The organism is Mesorhizobium sp. WSM4847 (genome assembly GCF_055811335.1).
Map to the genome: position 1 here is coordinate 55,090 of NZ_JBVVPY010000001.1, position 17,815 is coordinate 72,904.

At 62.7% G+C, this 17,815-nt stretch carries 19 protein-coding genes; 13 read left to right on the plus strand and 6 right to left on the minus strand.

The features are described 5' to 3' along the window. Positions 1–14: 14 nt before the first annotated feature. A complete protein-coding gene (locus tag AC0L28_RS00240) occupies positions 15–1,442 on the plus strand; it encodes an aldehyde dehydrogenase family protein (RefSeq protein ID WP_473474896.1) in 1,428 nt (475 codons plus the stop codon). A gap of 57 nt (positions 1,443–1,499) precedes the next feature. Here AC0L28_RS00240 and AC0L28_RS00245 read toward each other — a convergent pair whose 3' ends face one another. Next, positions 1,500–2,192 carry a FadR/GntR family transcriptional regulator gene (locus tag AC0L28_RS00245; protein ID WP_128167736.1) on the minus strand — a complete coding sequence of 231 codons (693 nt, stop codon included), beginning with the start codon at positions 2,190–2,192 and terminating at the stop codon, positions 1,500–1,502. 177 nt (positions 2,193–2,369) lie between these two features. Between AC0L28_RS00245 and AC0L28_RS00250 the strand changes: the two genes are divergently transcribed. The 7 genes from AC0L28_RS00250 to AC0L28_RS00280 are packed head-to-tail and all read left to right on the plus strand — an operon-like array spanning position 2,370 to position 8,984. Further along, a complete protein-coding gene (locus AC0L28_RS00250) occupies positions 2,370–3,365 on the plus strand; it encodes an ABC transporter substrate-binding protein (RefSeq protein ID WP_473474898.1) in 996 nt (331 codons plus the stop codon). 12 nt (positions 3,366–3,377) lie between these two features. Continuing rightward, positions 3,378–4,205 carry an ABC transporter permease gene (locus AC0L28_RS00255; RefSeq protein WP_023799435.1) on the plus strand — a complete coding sequence of 276 codons (828 nt, stop codon included), beginning with the start codon at positions 3,378–3,380 and terminating at the stop codon, positions 4,203–4,205. A gap of 1 nt (position 4,206) precedes the next feature. Next, on the plus strand, positions 4,207–5,010 hold the full coding sequence (locus AC0L28_RS00260; RefSeq protein ID WP_023799434.1) for an ABC transporter ATP-binding protein: 804 nt from the start codon (positions 4,207–4,209) through the stop codon (positions 5,008–5,010). A gap of 6 nt (positions 5,011–5,016) precedes the next feature. Then, positions 5,017–5,772, plus strand: coding sequence for an ABC transporter permease (locus AC0L28_RS00265; protein WP_473474900.1), 756 nt, complete (start codon positions 5,017–5,019; stop codon positions 5,770–5,772). Between the two features lie 2 nt (positions 5,773–5,774). After that, a complete protein-coding gene (locus AC0L28_RS00270) occupies positions 5,775–6,473 on the plus strand; it encodes a fumarylacetoacetate hydrolase family protein (protein WP_473475373.1) in 699 nt (232 codons plus the stop codon). Further along, a complete protein-coding gene (locus AC0L28_RS00275) occupies positions 6,466–8,001 on the plus strand; it encodes an acyl--CoA ligase (RefSeq protein WP_473474902.1) in 1,536 nt (511 codons plus the stop codon). Before AC0L28_RS00270 ends, AC0L28_RS00275 begins: the two co-directional genes overlap by 8 nt. Continuing rightward, positions 8,001–8,984 carry a 2-dehydropantoate 2-reductase gene (locus tag AC0L28_RS00280; RefSeq protein ID WP_473474904.1) on the plus strand — a complete coding sequence of 328 codons (984 nt, stop codon included), beginning with the start codon at positions 8,001–8,003 and terminating at the stop codon, positions 8,982–8,984. Before AC0L28_RS00275 ends, AC0L28_RS00280 begins: the two co-directional genes overlap by 1 nt. A 10-nt stretch (positions 8,985–8,994) precedes the next feature. Here the strand turns inward: AC0L28_RS00280 and AC0L28_RS00285 are convergent, their stop codons facing one another. Continuing rightward, complete coding sequence (locus tag AC0L28_RS00285) at positions 8,995–9,360, minus strand: type II toxin-antitoxin system VapC family toxin (protein ID WP_473474906.1); 366 nt, start codon at positions 9,358–9,360, stop codon at positions 8,995–8,997. A gap of 39 nt (positions 9,361–9,399) precedes the next feature. Beyond that, on the minus strand, positions 9,400–9,666 hold the full coding sequence (locus AC0L28_RS00290) for an AbrB/MazE/SpoVT family DNA-binding domain-containing protein (RefSeq protein WP_023799429.1): 267 nt from the start codon (positions 9,664–9,666) through the stop codon (positions 9,400–9,402). 180 nt (positions 9,667–9,846) lie between these two features. On the opposite strand from AC0L28_RS00290, the gene AC0L28_RS00295 reads away from it, so the two are divergent. Next, positions 9,847–10,200 (plus strand): nuclear transport factor 2 family protein, encoded by a 354-nt coding sequence (locus AC0L28_RS00295; protein WP_128167731.1) that lies wholly within the window; start codon positions 9,847–9,849, stop codon positions 10,198–10,200. Between the two features lie 302 nt (positions 10,201–10,502). After that, on the plus strand, positions 10,503–10,859 hold the full coding sequence (locus AC0L28_RS00300; RefSeq protein WP_031255011.1) for an ArsC family reductase: 357 nt from the start codon (positions 10,503–10,505) through the stop codon (positions 10,857–10,859). A gap of 15 nt (positions 10,860–10,874) precedes the next feature. On the opposite strand, the gene AC0L28_RS00305 is transcribed toward AC0L28_RS00300, so the two are convergent. Together AC0L28_RS00305 and AC0L28_RS00310 are read right to left on the minus strand one after the other, a co-directional pair. After that, positions 10,875–12,377: a xylulokinase gene (locus AC0L28_RS00305; RefSeq protein ID WP_128167729.1), complete on the minus strand. Its 1,503-nt coding sequence runs from the start codon at positions 12,375–12,377 to the stop codon at positions 10,875–10,877. A 54-nt stretch (positions 12,378–12,431) separates the two neighbouring features. Beyond that, on the minus strand, positions 12,432–13,415 hold the full coding sequence (locus AC0L28_RS00310) for a sugar-binding transcriptional regulator (RefSeq protein ID WP_287179744.1): 984 nt from the start codon (positions 13,413–13,415) through the stop codon (positions 12,432–12,434). A gap of 140 nt (positions 13,416–13,555) precedes the next feature. Between AC0L28_RS00310 and AC0L28_RS00315 the strand changes: the two genes are divergently transcribed. Both AC0L28_RS00315 and AC0L28_RS00320 read left to right on the plus strand, forming a co-directional pair. Continuing rightward, on the plus strand, positions 13,556–14,884 hold the full coding sequence (locus AC0L28_RS00315) for a sn-glycerol-1-phosphate dehydrogenase (RefSeq protein WP_287226026.1): 1,329 nt from the start codon (positions 13,556–13,558) through the stop codon (positions 14,882–14,884). A gap of 4 nt (positions 14,885–14,888) precedes the next feature. Then, entirely contained in the window at positions 14,889–15,698 is an 810-nt protein-coding gene (locus AC0L28_RS00320; RefSeq protein WP_023799423.1) for an HAD-IIB family hydrolase, read from the plus strand. Between the two features lie 153 nt (positions 15,699–15,851). Here AC0L28_RS00320 and AC0L28_RS00325 read toward each other — a convergent pair whose 3' ends face one another. Then, positions 15,852–16,772, minus strand: a complete 921-nt coding sequence (locus AC0L28_RS00325) for a sugar-binding transcriptional regulator (RefSeq protein WP_023799422.1) — start codon at positions 16,770–16,772, stop codon at positions 15,852–15,854. 155 nt (positions 16,773–16,927) lie between these two features. Between AC0L28_RS00325 and AC0L28_RS00330 the strand changes: the two genes are divergently transcribed. Then, positions 16,928–17,815 carry a carbohydrate ABC transporter permease gene (locus AC0L28_RS00330; RefSeq protein ID WP_031255008.1) on the plus strand — a complete coding sequence of 296 codons (888 nt, stop codon included), beginning with the start codon at positions 16,928–16,930 and terminating at the stop codon, positions 17,813–17,815.

A 17,815-nucleotide genomic window follows, 5' to 3' on the forward strand; every position in this document is an offset into this window, starting at 1 on the left:
CGGAGGCACTACCCATGAGCAATCACCTGAATTTCTTTATCGACGGAAAATGGGTCGCGCCGGTGGTGCCGGCGACGCTGGATGTGATCGATCCGTCCACCGAAGAGGCCTACACCAAAATCTCCGTCGGCTCGAAGGCCGATGTGGATCGCGCCGTGGCGGCGGCGAAGGGGGCCTTTCCGGCCTTTTCGCAGACCAGCAAGGCCGAGCGCCTGAAGCTGCTGAAGCGCATCCTCGAAGTCTACAACGAGCGCTACGAGGACATCGCCCAGGCTGTCAGCCAGGAGATGGGCGCGCCGATCACCTGGGCGCGCGAGGCGCAGGCATGGGCGGGCAGGGCTCATATGGAGTCCACCATCAAGGCGCTGGAGGATTACGAATTCAGCGAGAAGCGCGGCGCCACCATGGTGGTCAAGGAGCCGATCGGCGTCTGCGCGCTGATCACACCGTGGAACTGGCCGCTTAACCAGATCGTCTGCAAGGTGGCGCCGGCGATCGCCGCCGGCTGCACGGTCGTGCTGAAGCCTTCCGAGATCGCGCCGATCAGCGGCATCGTCTTTTCGGAAGTGATGGAAGCGGCCGGCACGCCGAAGGGGGTCTACAACATGGTCAACGGCACCGGTCCGGATGTCGGACAGGTCATGGCCGGACATCCCGATGTCGACATGGTTTCCTTCACCGGCTCGACCCGGGCCGGCATCATCGTCGCCAAGACGGCTGCCGAGACGGTCAAGCGCGTAGCGCAGGAACTCGGCGGCAAATCGCCCAACATCGTGCTTGCTGATGCCGACTTCGAGAAGGCCGTGCGCAAGGGCGTCAACGCGTGTTTCGGCAACAGCGGCCAGTCCTGCGATGCGCCGACGCGCATGCTGGTGCCGGCCGCCCGCCACGATGAGGCGCTGGCGATCGCCAAGAAGGCGGCCGAGGCGCACAAGGTCGGCGATCCGCGCTCGGAAGACACCAGGCTCGGGCCGGTGGTCAGCAACATCCAGTTCGACAAGATCCAGCGGCTGATCGAGGCCGGCATCGCCGAGGGTGCAACGCTCGTCGCCGGCGGTCCCGGCCGGCCGGAGCATCTTAATCGCGGTTATTACGTGCGGCCGACCGTCTTCGGCCACGTCACGCCGGGCATGACCATCGAGCGGCAAGAAATTTTTGGGCCGGTGCTTTCGGTCATCTCCTATGATGACGACGATGACGCGGTGAAAATCGCCAACGACACTGTCTATGGCCTCGCCGCCTACGTGCAGTCAGGGGATATCGACCACGCGCGCAAAGTCGCCGGCCGCCTGCGCGCCGGACAGGTCTCGATCAACTATCCGGAGTGGGACACCTTCGCGCCGTTCGGCGGCTACAAGCAATCCGGCAACGGCCGCGAATATGCCGATTGGGCGATCCACGATTTCCTCGAGATCAAGGGCATCATCGGCTACGGCGCTTAGGGCTTAACCCGAACAGCGCCGCGCATCCAAGAAGGTCGCTGTAGCGGGTCATCTGAGCTATTCGGCGGCTTCGCGGACAGGGATCAGGCGCCGCTCGACCTGCTGGAGATGCAGGCGCATCGCTGCCGCCGCACCGCCGAGGTCACGCTCGGCGATCGCCTCGACGATCCGTTCATGGTCGGCGAAGCTGTGATGGTCTGCCGGAGGGCGGACGCCTTCTGAACGGAGACGTCCCCAGACCACGGTGCGGCGCACGGCGTTCAGCACGTCGAACAGGCCGAGCAGAACATTGTTGCGGCTCGCCTGCGCAATCTGCCGGTGGAGCAGATTGTCGACATTCTCATATTGCCGCCATGTGACGGCTTCCCGCGTCTGCACCAGCGATTGCCGCATCGCGGCGATATCCGAAAGCGTGGCGTGCAGCGCCGCTTCGCGCGCAATCTCCGGCTCGAGGATGAGCCGTGCGCGCATCACATCGGCCGGATTGGTGCGCCCGGCGATTTCCGAAATGCCGATCGTCTCCTCGACCGGCCCGCTGCCGACGAAGGTGCCCCTGCCGACGTGACGCCAGATGCGGCCGTCCTTCTCGAGAACCGCCAGCGCCTTGCGCAGATCGCCGCGCGATACGCCGAGGCTCTCCGACAGTTCCCGCTCGGCAGGCAGCCGCGTCTCACCGGCATGATCCATCTGGGCAAGATAGGCCTGCAGCTGAACCAGGGCGGCGTGGCCGCCATTACCGGGATCGTCCATCAATTTAACCAATCCGCATATGATTTCCCTTGTCGGTGTTAAAACGATTAGCTCAAACCGTCAACTGCCGAGTTTTCTGGGCACACCCGTTCGATAGGGTGCAGTTTCTCCTTGACCAATCCGTCCCATAGTCTTAACCAATCAAGGAAATGGTTACAAAAAACGGGAGGAATGACAATGGCCGGCGTGTCCAGACGTACCATCCTTGCCACCGCTTTCGCCGCGGTCCTGGCATGTGCAGCGCCCTTGTCGGCCGCAAATGCGGGCGACATGCGCATCGCATTCGGCGACCTTCCGGGCATCGAATCCATCCAGACGCTCGCCGCGATAGAGCGCGCCAAGGAACGCGGCGTGAATGTCGAGCTCATTGTTCTCAATGACGAGGATCTGGCTGCCCAAGCCATTGTCGGCGGCCAGGCCGATGTCGGCATCGGCGCGCCCTATACCTTGATCCAGAAGGTGGGCGTGCCGATCCGCATTTTCGCGCAGATATCGACGCTGCGCTTCTTTCCCGTCGTCAACAGCGAATTCTACAAGGAATGGAAGGATCTCGACGGGCAGGAGGTCGCCGTCCAGGCGCGCGGCTCCGGCACCGAGGCGGTCATGCTGCTGATGGCGAAAAACCACGGCATCAAGCTCGGCAACATCAGCTATGTCCCGGGTTCCGAGGTTCGCCGCAATGCGCTGCTCCAAGGGACCATCAAGGCGTCGATCGTCGATGCCGCCAACCGGCGTGCGCTCGAGGCCGAAGCCCCCGGCAAGTTCATCGTTCTGCCGGTCGAGGATCTCGGCGCCTCTGACGAAGCGCTTTTCGCGACCGCGGACTATCTGAAGAACAACGCCGCCGACGTCGACATCCTGGTCGAGGAACTGATGAAGACCGCGCGCGAGATCACCGCGAACCCCGCGGTCGCCGTCGAGCTTCGCAACAAATATAAACTGCTGCCGGATCTCGGCGCTGAAGCCGACAGCGAAATCACCGAATACTACAAGGAAACCGCGGAGGCCGGCAGCCTTGCGCTGAACGGCGGCGGAGCCGATGCGGCCAAGGACGACTTTGCCTTCTTCAGCCTTGCCGGCCAGATCGAAGGCGATCCCGCCAGCCTCAAGGTCGAGGACTTTTGGGACGTCTCCGCAATCGACCGCGCCGTCGCAAAGCTCGGCAAGAAATAGGCGCCCAAGCGGATGGCCGTAAGCATCAGAACCGACGGCGAGGCTGCCGGCCTCGCTCCTCTTTCCAATCGCAGCGCAACGGGCGCATCGTGGGACCAGCCGGTCCTGCTCAGGCTGGTGTCGATCGCCCTGTTCGCGGGAATCTGGGAGGTGGCCGGGCGTATTCCCGTCAGCTTCGCTTTCCCGACCTTTTCCGACACGGTCGTCGCGTTCTTCGGACTGCTCGCCGACGGCAGCCTGGCGACCGCCTACCTTTCGACGCTGCAGCCGCTGGTGCTTGGCGTTGTCCTGTCGGCGTTCCTGGGTGTCGGCCTCGGCACGATCTGTGGCCTGTGGCGCACCGGCGAATGGCTGGTGATCCCTGTGTTCATCGTGCTTCAGGCAGCACCGGTCGCCGCCTTCATTCCGATGGTCACCTTTGTCTACGGAATAGGCATGACCGCCAAGACGCTCGCCGTCATGATCCTGGCGCTGCCGGTCATCGTGCTCAATACCTACAAGGCCGTGCGCAACGTCAACGAGTCGCTGCTCGTCATGTGCCGATCGTTCCTCGGCACCCGCTGGCAGACCGTCGCCAAGATCATCCTTCCGGACGCAAGCCCGGTGATTTTTGCCGGCTTGCGCCTTGGAGTCGCTGCCGGCTTCGTCGGCGTGGTGCTCGCCGAACTGCTGATTACCCCGACCGGCATCGGCGACCTCATCACCTTTCACCGCTCGCGCGCAGACTACGCCGAGATGTACGCAACAATCGCCTCGATCATTGCGCTTTCCACCCTGACGCTCGTCTTTCTGCAGTGGGTGGAAGTCCGCGTTTTCAGGCCCGAGAGCAGAGGTGCTTAAGATGGGCGCGACCGCATTGCGAAATGGACCGTCGCCGGTTCCCGCACCGATCGATTCAATCGTGGAAGTGAGGGGAATCTCTAAGACCTACGGCAATGTCGAGGCGCTGCGCGGCATCGACCTCGACTTTCCCAGGGGCAAGCTGACCAGCCTTCTCGGACCCAGCGGCTGCGGAAAGACGACGCTGCTGAAGATCATAGCGGGGCTGATACGGGCCGATGGCGGCACCGTCGCGATCAACGGCAAGCACGTCACCGCACCCGGCCCCGAACGCGCTTTCGTGTTCCAGGATTTTGCGCTGATGCCGTGGGCGACCGTGATGCGCAATGTGGCCTTCGGACTTGAATTGCGCGGCACCAACAAGGCCGAGCGCGAAGCGATCGCCCGACGCTACATCGCCGAGGTGGGGCTCGCCGGATTCGAGGACAAATATCCGCATCAGCTGTCGGGCGGCATGCGCCAGCGCGTCGGCCTGGCGCGCGCATTGTCGGTCGATGCCGACGTCCTGCTGCTCGATGAACCGTTTTCGGCGGTCGACGAGCAGAACCGGCGGAAATTCCAGGAAGACCTAATCCGGCTGCGCACCAACCAGAACAAGACCTTCATCTTCGTGACGCACTCGATCGAGGAAGCGGTCTACATCTCCGACCGCATCGTCTTGCTGTCGCCGAGACCCGGCCGGGTTTCGCAGATCATCGAACCGGAAATCGATCGCTCCGGCGACCCCGAGCGCATCCATCGCGACAGGCACTATCTCGATACTGTCGAGGAGATCTGGCAGGGGCTGAAGCAGTATGTGGAGTGAGCGGCCGTGACCTTGTTTGGCTACCGTGTGCCAATGATGGCGTCCCTGCTGGTCTGGTGCGTCGTATGGGAAATCGTCGGCCGGCTCGACCTTGTCTTTCTGCTGCCGCCGTTTAGCGACGTGCTGGTTGCAGCGGTCAGCCTGGTGCAGACGCCGTCCTGGCAGAGCGCGACAGTCACGACCCTTCGCGCCTTCGCGACGGGCATGGCCCTGTCGATCGTTGTCGGCGTGCCATTGGGTGTCCTGATGGGACGCGTCAAGATCGCCGACGACCTGCTCGGCATGTGGGTCAACATCTTTTCAAGCGCACCGCTCTCGGCGATCGTCCCGGTGCTGATGATCCTGTTCGGCTTCGGCGAGAAGACGATCGTTGCGGCGGTGTTCCTGTTTGCGATCTGGATCATCGTTCTCGACACCCGCGCCGGGGTCCGTCATATCTCGCCGTCGCTGATCGAGATGGCGCGTTCCTACGGCGCCTCGCGCCCGGCGCTCTATAGCAAGATCATCCTGTGGGCGGCCCTCCCGGAAATCCTTGCCGGCATTCGCCTCGGCCTCATCCGCGGCGTCAAGGGCGTCGTCATCGGCCAGTTGCTCGTCGCCATCGTCGGCTACGGTGCGCTGTTCGAAACCTTCTCGCGAAATTTCCGCATGGCCGAATTCTGGGCCTTGACCATCATCCTTTTTGCCTTCGCCCTGCTGATCGCCGAACTGATCGAACGGGCCGAAGCCAAAGTCGAATACTACGCAGGAGCAAGACAGTGAACATGCACGGCACGACTTCAAGCTACGTCATCGAACCGACCGCAATCCCGAGCATCCCGGTGGCGGGAACCGACAAGTTGTTTCCGGTGCACCGGGTCTATTGCGTCGGGCGGAACTATGCCGCGCATGCCGTCGAGATGGGACACGACCCCGACAAGGAGCCGCCATTCTTCTTCCAGAAGAACCCCGACAACCTCGATACGACAGGAGAATTTCCGTACCCTCCGGCCTCTAACGATGTTCATCACGAGATCGAAATGGTCGTGGCGCTGAAGAGCGGCGGTACCGACATCCCGGTCGAAAAGGCTATGGACTGCGTGTTCGGTTATGGCGTAGGTCTCGATATGACGCGGCGCGACCTGCAAGGGAAGGCGAAGGACATGGGCCGTCCATGGGAGGTCGGCAAGGCCTTCGAGGCATCGGCGCCATGCACGCCATTGGTTCCGGCAAGCTCGACCGGCCATCCCAGCCAGGGCGCGATCTGGCTGGACGTCAATGGTCAGCGAAAGCAGACCGGCGACCTCAACCAGATGATTTGGAAGGTTCCGGAAATGATCAGCTATCTCTCAGGGCTTTTCACGCTGATGCCGGGGGACATCATTCTTTCCGGCACGCCGGCGGGCGTCGGCGCGGTCGTGCGCGGTGATGTTCTTCGCGGTCATATCGATGGCGTCGGCGACCTAGAGGTTCGCGTTGTCTGAAGCGGCCTCGATCATTGAGCGGCTTGCCGCCGGAGCCGACGATGCGCCGGCGATTTCGGCACCCGACAGGATCACGCTCGCGCATGGCGGACTGCGCCGCCTGATCTCCGAGACGGCAGCGCAATTGCATGCACTGGGCCTCGGCCGTGGCGACCGGGTGGCCATCGTGCTGCCGAACGGGCCGGAGATGGCGACGGCCTTTGTCGCAGTGGCGGCGGCGGCGTCGACGGCGCCGCTCAATCCGGCCTACCGGGCCGACGAGCTCGATTTCTATCTGACCGACATCGGCGCCAAGGCGATCCTCGTCGCCGAAGACGAAAGCGGCCCGGCGGTGACCGTGGCCGAGCGCCTCGGCATAGCGGTGCTCAGGCTCACGGCACTGCGTGACGCACCAGCCGGCACTTTTGAGATCAAGGGCAAACCGGTTGGTCCGTCTGTTTCGCCCGACCTGGCTGAAGACGGCGACATCGCGCTGTTGCTGCACACGTCCGGCACCACGTCACGGCCCAAGCTGGTGCCGCTCAGCCACGCCAATCTCGCCGCCTCGGCCGCCCATATCGGCGCGACGCTCGGCCTGACGGCCGGTGATCGCTGCCTCAACATCATGCCGCTGTTCCACATTCATGGGCTGATCGCGGCGGTGCTGTCCTCGCTCGCCGCCGGCGGCAGCGTCTTCTGCACGCCGGGTTTCAACGCGCTGCGCTTCTTCCATTGGCTGGGCGAGGCGCGGCCGAGCTGGTACACGGCCGTGCCGACCATGCATCAGGCGATACTGCCGCGCGCAACGCGCAATGCCGAGGCATTGGCGGTGGCGCCCTTACGCTTCATCCGCTCGTCCTCGGCATCGCTGCCGCCGCAAGTGATGGCCGAGCTTGAGGCGACCTTCGGCTGCCCGGTGATCGAATCCTACGGCATGACCGAGGCCGCGCACCAGATGGCTTCGAACCGGCTGCCGCCTGGCTTGCGCAAGCCGGGCAGCGTCGGCGCCGCCGCCGGACCGGAGGTGGCGGTGATGGCGCCGGACGGGCGATTGCTGCAGCCCGGTGACACCGGCGAGATCGTCATTCGCGGGCCTAATGTCACCGCGGGCTACGAGAACAATCCGGACGCCAATGCCACGGCTTTTGCGCATGGCTGGTTTCATACCGGAGACCAGGGCGTGCTCGATGAAGACTTCTATCTGCGCGTCACCGGCCGGCTCAAGGAGATCATCAACCGCGGCGGCGAGAAGATCTCGCCGCTCGAGGTCGACGACGTGCTGATGGACCATCCGGCGGTGGCGCAGGTCGTCACCTTCGCCACGCCGCACGACAAGCTCGGCGAGGAGGTCGCGGCTGCGATCGTGCTGCGCGAGGGCATGGCCGCCACAGAAGGCGACATCCGCAGTTTTGCCGCGACACGGCTTGCCGACTTCAAGGTGCCGCGCATTGTCCTGATCCTGGACGAAATCCCGAAGGGCGCGACCGGAAAGCTGCAGCGCATCGGCCTCGCGACCAAACTCGGTCTTGCCAAACCTGGGCTGGGATAATGCGGATCAGCATTTTTGGCGCTGGCGCGATCGGCGGCTATCTCGCGGCCAAGCTTGCCATGGCCGGCCGCGTCGATCTGTCGATCGTGGCGCGCGGCGCGCATCTCGACGCGATCAGGACGGCCGGTCTTCGCCTGATCGAAGACGGTCATGAAGCCGTCGCCTCGGTCAGGGCCGCCGCGCAGGCGCAGGAGCTAGGCGTCCAGGACTATGTCGTGCTGGCGCTCAAGGCCCATTCGGTCGCACCAGCGCTCGACCAGATCGCGCCGCTGCTGGGCGAGGGAACGGCCGTCGTCACCATGCAGAATGGCGTGCCGTGGTGGTATTTCCACAGGATCGGCGGGCCGCTCGAAGGCACGCGGTTGCAAGCGGTGGATCCCGGCGGGGTGATCTGGGACCGGCTTGGGCCGGATCGCGTCATCGGCTCGGTCGTCTATCCCGCGGCCGAGGTGGATGCGCCCGGCCTGGTTCGCCATATCGAGGGAAAGCGGTTCTCGCTCGGCGAGCCCTCGGGCGAGAAGAGCGAGCGTGTCACGCGGCTTGCCGAGGAGATGGTTGCGGCGGGGCTGCAGACGCCGGTTCGCGACGACATCCGCAGCGAGATCTGGGTGAAGCTGTGGGGCAATCTCTCCTTCAACCCGATTTCCGCGCTGACCGGCAGCACGCTTGCGGCAATCGCTGCCGACGAGGCCACCCGCGCGCTTGCCCGCACCATGATGCTGGAGGCGCAGGCGATCGGCGAAAGCTTCGGCGTTCGTTTCCCGATCTCGGTCGACCGCCGCATCAAGGGTGCCGGCGACGTTGGCGAGCACAAGACCTCGATGCTGCAAGATCTGGAGCGTGGCCGGCCGATGGAGATCGACGCGCTGGTGACGGCGGTCCAGGAACTCGGCCGGCTGACCGGCCAGCCGACGCCGACCATCGACAGCGTGCTGGCGCTGGTGCGCCGCCTCGCCATCGAGCGCGGCTGCTATCTGGTATGAGACATTTTTATCAGGCGCTCGCCTTGAGGAGGTGGGCGGAACGCCCTTGTGAAGAAAGAAGCTTCACAGCCTTTTTGTCAAAGGAAACGAAGACTTCCCCGCCTAGCCAGCTACCATCATAGGCAATCACACCATCAGCAAAATCACCGCCAGCAGCAGGAACCGATAGGCCAGCTTCAACTGCGGGTCGATTGACCACGACATTTTCCGTGTTCAGCAGGGCACGGATCGCGGCGGAAATGTCTTCACAGGCAGTCTTGTATTGGCGCGCCAAGACCCACGTGAATTCACAAAGGGACTGTAAGCTTACAGCCACGATTTCAGCACTTGCCAGCAACTCGACAGCGGCACTCGCCTGCTTGGCGTCGTCAGCCACATAGGCGCGGAGCGGAACATTCGTATCCAGCCGTGATCTTCATTCCTTGCCCGTCCCGGTGGCGGCACCAGCCTCGGCAATTGCCTCATTGATTTCCTCAATAGTGAGGGCTTGGCCATTCGTCTTCCCTTTCAGGAAGCCATGAAGGTCCCGAAACGATCCCATCGGCCGCGATGCCTTTAGCTCTGCGCGGCCATACGGCAGCAAATCCAGTTCGATTTTATCTCCTGGCTTGATGCCGAGGTGTTGAAGCACTTCTTTCCGAAAAGTGACCTGCCCCCGTGCCGTTACGGTCAGTGTCGTCATGGCAGAATCTCCTGATTGGCAGCAAACGTAATGCAAAAGCGCATTACATACGAGCACCGGCCTTACCCGGCCGACTCGATCTCCACTTGACGCTCCAGTTTGTTCCTGTTTTGTTTCACGCCTTCGTCGCATCAAAAGCGGGCGACAATTGCAGGCCATTAGCCTGAACAGGAGGATCATATGACCACCGCGGAAATTGCCAAGGATTTCACAGATCTGCTCAAGCAAGGTCAGAACGATGTTGCGGCTGAAAAGTACAAGGCCGACGACATCGTCAGCTACGAAGCTATGGAAGGGCCGATGGCGGTCTGCAATGGCAAGGAGGCCGTGAAGCAGAAGGGCCAGTGGTGGGAGGAGAACAACGAAGTTCATGACGGCTCGGTCGAGGGCCCATATGTCAACGGCGACCAGTTCGCAGTGCGCTTCAAGTTTGACATAACGCCCAAGGCTACAGGCGAGCGTGTCAGCATGGATGAGGTTGGTCTGTACACGGTCAAGAACGGCAAAATTGCCGAAGAGCGCTTCTATTATTGAGGCTGAAACCGGATTTCCAGAACCCTGAGATGCTCGACCAAGGAGGGCAGGCCATATCGAACGGCTGAGCTGGCTCGCTGACCGAGACGGGGCTTCTGTTCAGTCGCTCGACAGCTCGGCGGCCGCGTTGGATTGGCAAGCGCCCGGAAGACACGGTCGATCGACTGCTGGCTGGTGGAGTGCAGGTTTGTTGCCACGGTCATGTCGTCTCCTCGCGTCACATGCCTGCGGGGCTGGCAATGCTTGAACGGTGGTTTAGGGTGCGGCTGATTCGATGAGCGACCAGCCCGAGGGCCAAAATATTGACGATCACCATGTACGGCATCACCAATTGCGACACGATCAAAAAGGCGCGTATCTGGCTGGAAAGCCACGATGTCGCCTATCGTTTTCACGACTACAGGGTCGAGGGGCTGGAGGCGGATAGGCTCGACGGCTGGTCCAGCAAGGTCGGCTGGGAAACCCTGCTCAACAAGTCGAGCACGACGTTTCGCGAACTGTCGGACACGGACAGGCTGAGCCTCGACGAGAGGAAGGCCAAGGCGCTGATGCTGGCCAAACCGACGATGATCAAGCGGCCGGTCCTCGATCTCGGCGATCGTATCCTCGTCGGCTTCAAGCCTGATGTCTATCAGCAGGCGGTAGGTGGGTTGAAGTAGCCGGACGGACGCTTTTCACGCTCCAGTTCGCCAGGCGAATTGGGTAGCGGAAAAGACCTTGGCCTGCCTGGCCGAGAGCGCGTCCCACGCTGCGCGGCAGCTGGGGTCGGGCTCGATTGTCTCGGCAATGCTCGTCATCGCATCCGCAGCCTCAGCAAAACTTTCGAACCATCCGATGCCGACCGCCGCGCTGATCGCTGCGCCGAGCGAGGAGGCTTCGGCATTGTGACCCTTATGGATCGCGATCCCGGTCGCGTCCGCAATCATCTTTGTCCAAAGCCTGCTGTTGGCGCCGCCGCCGATCGCCACCATTTGCGCCGGCGAAAGACCATGGCTGCGCATCTCTTCGAGAGCCCGGGCGGTTTGCAGCGTCATTGCCTCGAGCCCTGCACGATAAAAATGACCGAGCGTGTGCGAGGGGTGCATGCCGATGAAGCTGGCGCGTGCGCTCGGATCCCAGTGCGGGTCCATGCAGCCGACCAGGGTGGTGCCGGCGAGAAGTCCGTCCGCGCCGATCGGCACGGCCGCCGCTTCCCTTTCGAGGCGGTCGAAGATCGCCGGATCGGAGCGCCCGCCGGCAAACATGTCGACGAACCAGTTGACGAAATAGACACCCGCCCGCTGCACGGCCTCGAGGAAATAGCCATCGCCGGTTGGCGAGGTCATGGTGCGCCAGAAGGCGCCGACCACCGGTTCTGGCGACCAGATTCCCGCGATGATCGCGGTTCCGAGATTGAGATAGACGACGCCGTCGCGCATGGCATTGACGCCGAGCCCGGCGCATTGCCCATCGCCGCCGGCGGCAATCACCGGGGTTCCTTCCGAAAGGCCGGTTGCGGCGGCGGCTGCGGCATGAACAGTCCCGACTCGCGTGCCGGACCGCACCGCATTGGGAAGTTGCGACGGTTTGATGCCGAGATGATCGAGGATCGGCTGCGACCATGCCTTGCGCGAGATGTCGAAGAGACCGAACGGATCGGCGCTGGTCCAGCTCGCGCTTGGCGTTCCCGTCAGTCTCAGCGTCAGATAGCCATGCACGTCGAGGATTTTGTTCGCCTGGTCCAACCGTTCCGGCTCGTTCTCGCGCAGCCATTTCAGGCGATAGACGACCGGCGTCACGTCGATCGGCTTACCGGTGATCTGGTGCAGTCGCTCACGGCCGATCTCCGCCGCGAAACGGTCGACCAGCCCGGCGGCGCGTTCATCGAGCCACAGGCTGGCGGGTCCGATCGGCGCGCCGGCGCCGTCGATGAGGGCAACGGTCTCGCGCTGGTTGGAGATCGCGATCCCGGCGATGCGTGTCGCGTCGACCGCGTCGACAAGCTGTCGCAGCGCCGCTGTTGCGGCCCGCCACCAGTCGGTGACCTCCTGCTCGACATAGTCCGGCCTCGGCTTCATCAGTTCGAGCGGCGCCCGGCCTTCCGCCACGGCTCGTCCGTCCCGGCTCCAGGCAATCGCCTTGCAGGATTGGGTGGAACTGTCGAGGCCGACGACAAGAGGTCCGTCGCTGCTGCCCATGATTGTCCTCCCGAGACGATGAGTTCCACCGGTGCTGGTTGGTCCAAGTGCCGGTTATTCCAAGAGACTGTTCGCGGTGGCCAGGTCGGTGACAAAATGTGTCGCATATCCGCCGCCGAGCCCGGCCCTGATCGCCGCCATCTTGCGGGCGCCACCGGCGGCGCAGATGCGGACCGGCACCGCTTTCAATTCATCGAGCGTGATGCCGACGGTGCGTCCGTCGAGCGGTGTTGCGAAAGGGGCTCCTTGGGCGTCGATGAACCGCCCGATGATGACGCCGAGCGCGCCCTGCTCGATCATGCCGGCAAGTGCGGCGGCATCCGATATCCCGGCTCGGGCATAGGTGCTCTCCGGCCCGATATCGCCGATCCCGAAGATGACTTTGCCGGCGGCATGGATCATGCGGAACTGGTTGACGAGCATCGGCTCCTGCATGAGTTGGTCGTGCAGTTCGTCGGTGGAGACGATCGCCGGGGCAAGCAGGTTTATGCAGCGGGCGCCGAGCCGGTTGGCCATCAGCGAGGTGCAGAATTCCGGCGAGAAATCGCTGGTGCCGATCGAGCTTCCCGAGAGCTGGACGACGGTGAGGTTCCGATCATGCCGTAGTCGTGGGATCGAGCGGGCGGCAGCGAGCACCGTTTTTCCCCAGGCAACGCCGATCGTGTCGCCCGGATCGACCATCGACGCCAGCAGCCGTCCTGCCGCTTCGCCGATGCGGCGGTCGGCATCGTTTGGATCAAGGTCGGGGATAACCGCGGCGCCGCGAAGCCCGTATTTTTCCATGAGACGCCGCGAGGTCAAGGTGCGGGCAAAAGCGTCGTGATCGACCTGCACGGCGACAAGTCCGCTTTCGCGTGCCTCCTGCAGATAGTGCACCACGCTCGCCCTGGAGACGTTCATGACCTTGGCCACATCGCTCTGGTTGAGCTGGTCGACATAGTAGAGCCAGGCAGCCCACGCCACCGCGCTGTCGAATTCGGGCGGCAGTGCCGAGAGCCCAGATGGTCGGACCATGTCGATGTCGGCGTTGGCATTCATGTCCCTTTTTCCGCAGGTTTGCAGAACGAAGTCAAGCGTCGCGGGCGAATGCTTGACAAAAGACAGAGATAGATGACTATTGTTCAATGACGCAACGCTCCTCCGCCTCGATTAGAGGGTTGCCCCAGAATGAGGACGCCATGACGAATCCGGCAGCCGGATACTGGACGACATTAATCGACGACATTTTGGACGGGCGCTGGACCAACCCGGAGACCGGGAAAAAGGCGGTGGTCCCGTATGACCGGATTGTCATTGAAGAAAGCCTCGAAGGGCGGGCGGCCGATCTCGTTTCGGAGCTCGATCTGGGCGAGCGGTTCACGGTCGTGGCGGATGGCGCCACCTATGATGCGCTTGGCGAGCGCGTTGCGCGCGAACTGAAGACGCTCGGCCCTGTCGATGTGGTGATCCTGGATCACCCACATGCCGACATGGCCAATGTCGAAAGCCTGGCCGTCAAACTCGCCGATGCAGACGCCGTGGTCGCGGTCGGTTCTGGGACGATCAACGATCTCTGCAAGTTCGTCACCGGAAGGAATGGACGGCGCTATTGCGTGTTCGGGACGGCCGGTTCGATGAACGGCTACACATCGACGACTGCGTCCATCACACTCGAAAGCGGCCTGAAGGTATCGCTGCCTTCCCACGCCCCATCAGGCTTTTTCGTCGATCTTGGCGTCTCCGCTGCCGCCCCGACCTATCTGTCGGCAGCGGGGTTCGGTGACTGCCTTTGCCGCTCGGTCGCCCAGATCGACTGGTGGATGTCGCACCGCCTGCTTGGCACGGCCTACCATCAGGTCCCGTTTCTCATCCAGGAAAAGGATGAGGCGGCGCTCAACCAGCGTGCGGCAAAGCTTGCCGAACACGACATCGAGGCCAATGGCTACCTCTATCGCGTGCTGACGCTCTGCGGTCTCGGAATTTCCTTCACCGGCGTCTCCAATCACGGTTCCATGGGCGAGCATCAAATATCGCACTACATCGACTGTTTCGCCGGCGAGCGTCACCCCGGCACGCTGCACGGCACCCAGGTCGGCGTCGCTTCGCTCACCATGGCGCGATTGCAGCAGGCAATGCTTGCAAGCGACAAGCCGCCGTTGGTGAAGGCGACGAAGATCGATCCTGACGACATGATCCGTCGCATGGGCCCGGCTGTCGCCGCACAATGTCTCGACGAACTGAAGAAGAAGGCCTTCGACGAGACTGCCGCCGCGGCATTCAACGTGCGGTTGCAGGAGCTCTGGCCGACACTCAGGCAGGAGCTCAAGCAATTCATGGTGCCTGTCGACGAGATGCAGTTCCTGCTGAAATCGACCGGCGGGCCGATTTCAGCGGGCGAATTGGGCACGCCGGCCGATTTCTATCGCGAAGCCGTCGTTCATTGCCGGGAGATGCGCAATCGCTTCTCGTTCCTCGACATTGCTGCGGATGCAGGAATGCTGGAGGATTTTGCGCGTGGGGAAGTCTGACCGGATGCGCGACCTCGCCGAATTCGGACCCGAAACTGCATCGCGCATTCGCGGCGTCTTCTGCGATATCGACGACACCTTGACCACTGAGGGTCGTCTTCCGGCCGACGCCTACCGTGCGCTCGAACGCTTGCACGAGGCGGGCCTTGTCGTTGCTCCCATTACCGGGAGACCGGCAGGCTGGTGCGACATGATTGCCCGGTTCTGGCCGGTCACCGGCGTGGTAGGCGAAAATGGCGCTTTTTACTTCGCTTATGATCAGGCAACGCGAAAGATGATCCGGGTTTTCGCGGCAAGCGCTGACGAACGCCGGGAAAACAGGCGCAGGCTCACCGAACTGGAAAAGCGCATTGTCCAGGAGGTGCCGGGTTCGGCAGTATCCGCCGACCAGCAATATCGCGAAGCCGACCTGGCCATCGACTTTTGCGAGGATGTTCCGGCGCTGCCGCTGTCCGATGCCAGGCGCATCAAGCAGATTTTCGAGGAGGCCGGCGCTGTCGCCAAGATTTCGTCGATCCATGTGAACGGCTGGTTTGGCCGATACGACAAGCTGGCGATGACGCGCCGCTTTGCAAGCGAGAGGCTGGGAACCGATCTCGTTGCTGAAAGGCAGGCCTATGCTTTCGTTGGAGACAGCCCGAACGACGCCCCGATGTTCGGGTTCTTTCCGAACGCGTTCGGGGTCGCGAATGTGGTGGATTTCCAGGGACAGATCGACGCCGAACCCGCTTTCGTCGCCAGGTCGCGGGGTGGCCGCGGCTTCGTCGAGATTGCCGATATGATCCTGGCGAACCGGAGGTCGGGATTGGGCTGATCGGCGGGCGCGAAAAATGCGGACTGCAATAGACGCAAAAAAAAGGATGTTCTGCAGGCGATGGAACCGAACCAGGGACGGCTTAGGCAAGCGGGCGCGATGCGCCAGGCAACATCGCACGGCAGCTTCGGCTGCCGCCGCAACCCCGGCCGGTCACAGCGAACTGCCCGTCCCCTGGTCGGTGATGAGGCCGGTGAAGAATCCCTTTTCCAAGAGCTTGGTCATGATGCCGACCTTGTTCTTTCCGCCGGAAACGAGGATGCGCTTGGGAATGTTCAGCGTGTCGCGAGGATAGACCCCGACAATGCGCTCGTTGACGGGATGGTCGATGAGTTCGGCGTCCCGGTCGAAGAAATAGCCGAGAAAGTTCCCGATCGGCTTCAGTCTCAGGATATCGTCGAATTCCTCGTCGGTCATGTAACCGACGCTCCGCAGCGTCGAACTGGTTGTGCCGCCGACGCTCATCAGCGCAAGGTCGGCGTTCAGCGCCTTCTGGATAACCTCGCGCGCGCTCGGTTGCTGCAGGATCGTCTCACGGCTTTCACGGCTGTCGCAGATGATGGGTCCGGGGAGATAATAGGATTCGGCCTGGGTGCGCTGGGCAAAGACGGCGGCCGCGTCGTATTTGTCGATCGACGACCGGCGCGACAGCGAGCCGAGAAGCGGCACGACGGTAACGTTTCTGAGCGCCACCGGCTCGATGTTGGAAGCGAGCCATCGCATGGTTCGGCCCCACGCCATGGCGACCGTCATGTCGTCCCTGAGCAGCGTCTCGACGGTCTGCGCGGCATAGATGCCGATCACTTCGGAGAGCCCGAGTTCCGACCCGGTGTCATCAGGTGTGACGCTGCATATGTCGAGCCGGTACTTCCGCCTGAGCTGTTCTTCCATTTCGAGCGCCTGGGACGTCCCGGCATTGATGCGGATCGAGACGATGCCGCGCTCCTTCGCCTCCGCCAGCAGCCTGTGGATCTTGGTGCGGTTGATCTGCAGCCGCTCGGCGATGGCCTGCTGCGTTTCGCCCAGCACGAAATACTGATGGGCAACCCGTGCCAGCAGACCGATCGACGTCATGAGGGTCCTCCGATGCTTGTGGCGCACCCATCCGAATGCCGCTGTAGCCGGCCAACAAGTGCTTGCCACAGACAGGGCGACGATATAGCATTTGAACAAATGCACAAGATATGAACATTTGTGCATCGCAAAACGAAGCGGTTCGGGAGGAACGCGTGCGGGTTGCCCAAGCCAGACGTTTCGTCATTTCGGATCACCCGCTGCCCTGGCTGCTGCCGCTGGTGGCGATCCTGCTTGTCTTCACCGTGTATCCTCTCATCTACAACATCTGGCTGAGCTTCCATGAGTTCGTCCCGCGCCGGCGGGCGCTCGAATTCGTCGGAACGGAAAACTGGGTGCAGCTGTGGAACGACACGCGGTTCTGGCAGTCGCTCGTCATCACCTTCACCTATTTCGCCATCGCGCTGATCTTCGAGCTGGTGCTCGGCATGGCGATCGCGCTGCTCCTCGACAGCGACGGCTTCGGTTTCGGATTCCTGCGCGGCGTGCTGACGATGACGCTCGTCATCCCGCCGGCCATTGTCGGCATGATGTATCTGCTGATGGAGGATCCGCAGTTCGGCGTGATCAGCTATCTCCTGCAGTCGATCGGACTGCTCAATTCGAACAACCCCATCCTCGCCACCGCGTCGACCGCGCTTGCCGGCGTTCTCGTCGCGGAAATCTGGCAGTGGACGCCGTTCATGGTGCTCATCTTCCTTGCCGGTCTCAGGGCGCTGCCGCCGGAGCCTTACGAAGCCGCGATGATCGACGGCGCCTCGTCGTTCCAGATCTTCCGGCGCATCACCCTGCCGATGATGTCGAAGGTGATCGCCATCGCCGTGCTGGTCCGCGGCATCGATCTGTTCCGCGTCTTCGACTACGTCTTCGTCATGACCTCCGGCGGGCCGGGAGCGTCGACCTATTCGCTGTCCCTCTATGCATGGCAGCAGACGTTCAGCTTCGTAAAATGGGGCTATGGAGCCACGCTCAGCCTCGTCACCTTGGTGATCATCCTCGTCATTGCCAACCTCTTCATCCGTATCGCCAAGGTGAGGTGGTAG

Bases quoted from the DNA above. Each gene is read 5' to 3' on its own strand.
- AC0L28_RS00320 (WP_023799423.1), top strand. From the start codon at position 14,889: ATGCGCGACCTCGCCGAATTCGGACCCGAAACTGCATCGCGCATTCGC.
- AC0L28_RS00305 (WP_128167729.1), bottom strand. From the start codon at position 12,377: ATGGGCAGCAGCGACGGACCTCTTGTCGTCGGCCTCGACAGTTCCACC.
- AC0L28_RS00250 (WP_473474898.1), top strand. From the start codon at position 2,370: ATGGCCGGCGTGTCCAGACGTACCATCCTTGCCACCGCTTTCGCCGCG.
- AC0L28_RS00290 (WP_023799429.1), bottom strand. From the start codon at position 9,666: ATGACGACACTGACCGTAACGGCACGGGGGCAGGTCACTTTTCGGAAA.
- AC0L28_RS00315 (WP_287226026.1), top strand. From the start codon at position 13,556: ATGACGAATCCGGCAGCCGGATACTGGACGACATTAATCGACGACATT.
- AC0L28_RS00260 (WP_023799434.1), top strand. From the start codon at position 4,207: ATGGGCGCGACCGCATTGCGAAATGGACCGTCGCCGGTTCCCGCACCG.
- AC0L28_RS00295 (WP_128167731.1), top strand. From the start codon at position 9,847: ATGACCACCGCGGAAATTGCCAAGGATTTCACAGATCTGCTCAAGCAA.
- AC0L28_RS00245 (WP_128167736.1), bottom strand. From the start codon at position 2,192: ATGGACGATCCCGGTAATGGCGGCCACGCCGCCCTGGTTCAGCTGCAG.
- AC0L28_RS00310 (WP_287179744.1), bottom strand. From the start codon at position 13,415: ATGAATGCCAACGCCGACATCGACATGGTCCGACCATCTGGGCTCTCG.
- AC0L28_RS00270 (WP_473475373.1), top strand. From the start codon at position 5,775: ATGCACGGCACGACTTCAAGCTACGTCATCGAACCGACCGCAATCCCG.
- AC0L28_RS00280 (WP_473474904.1), top strand. From the start codon at position 8,001: ATGCGGATCAGCATTTTTGGCGCTGGCGCGATCGGCGGCTATCTCGCG.
- AC0L28_RS00240 (WP_473474896.1), top strand. From the start codon at position 15: ATGAGCAATCACCTGAATTTCTTTATCGACGGAAAATGGGTCGCGCCG.
- AC0L28_RS00325 (WP_023799422.1), bottom strand. From the start codon at position 16,772: ATGACGTCGATCGGTCTGCTGGCACGGGTTGCCCATCAGTATTTCGTG.
- AC0L28_RS00255 (WP_023799435.1), top strand. From the start codon at position 3,378: ATGGCCGTAAGCATCAGAACCGACGGCGAGGCTGCCGGCCTCGCTCCT.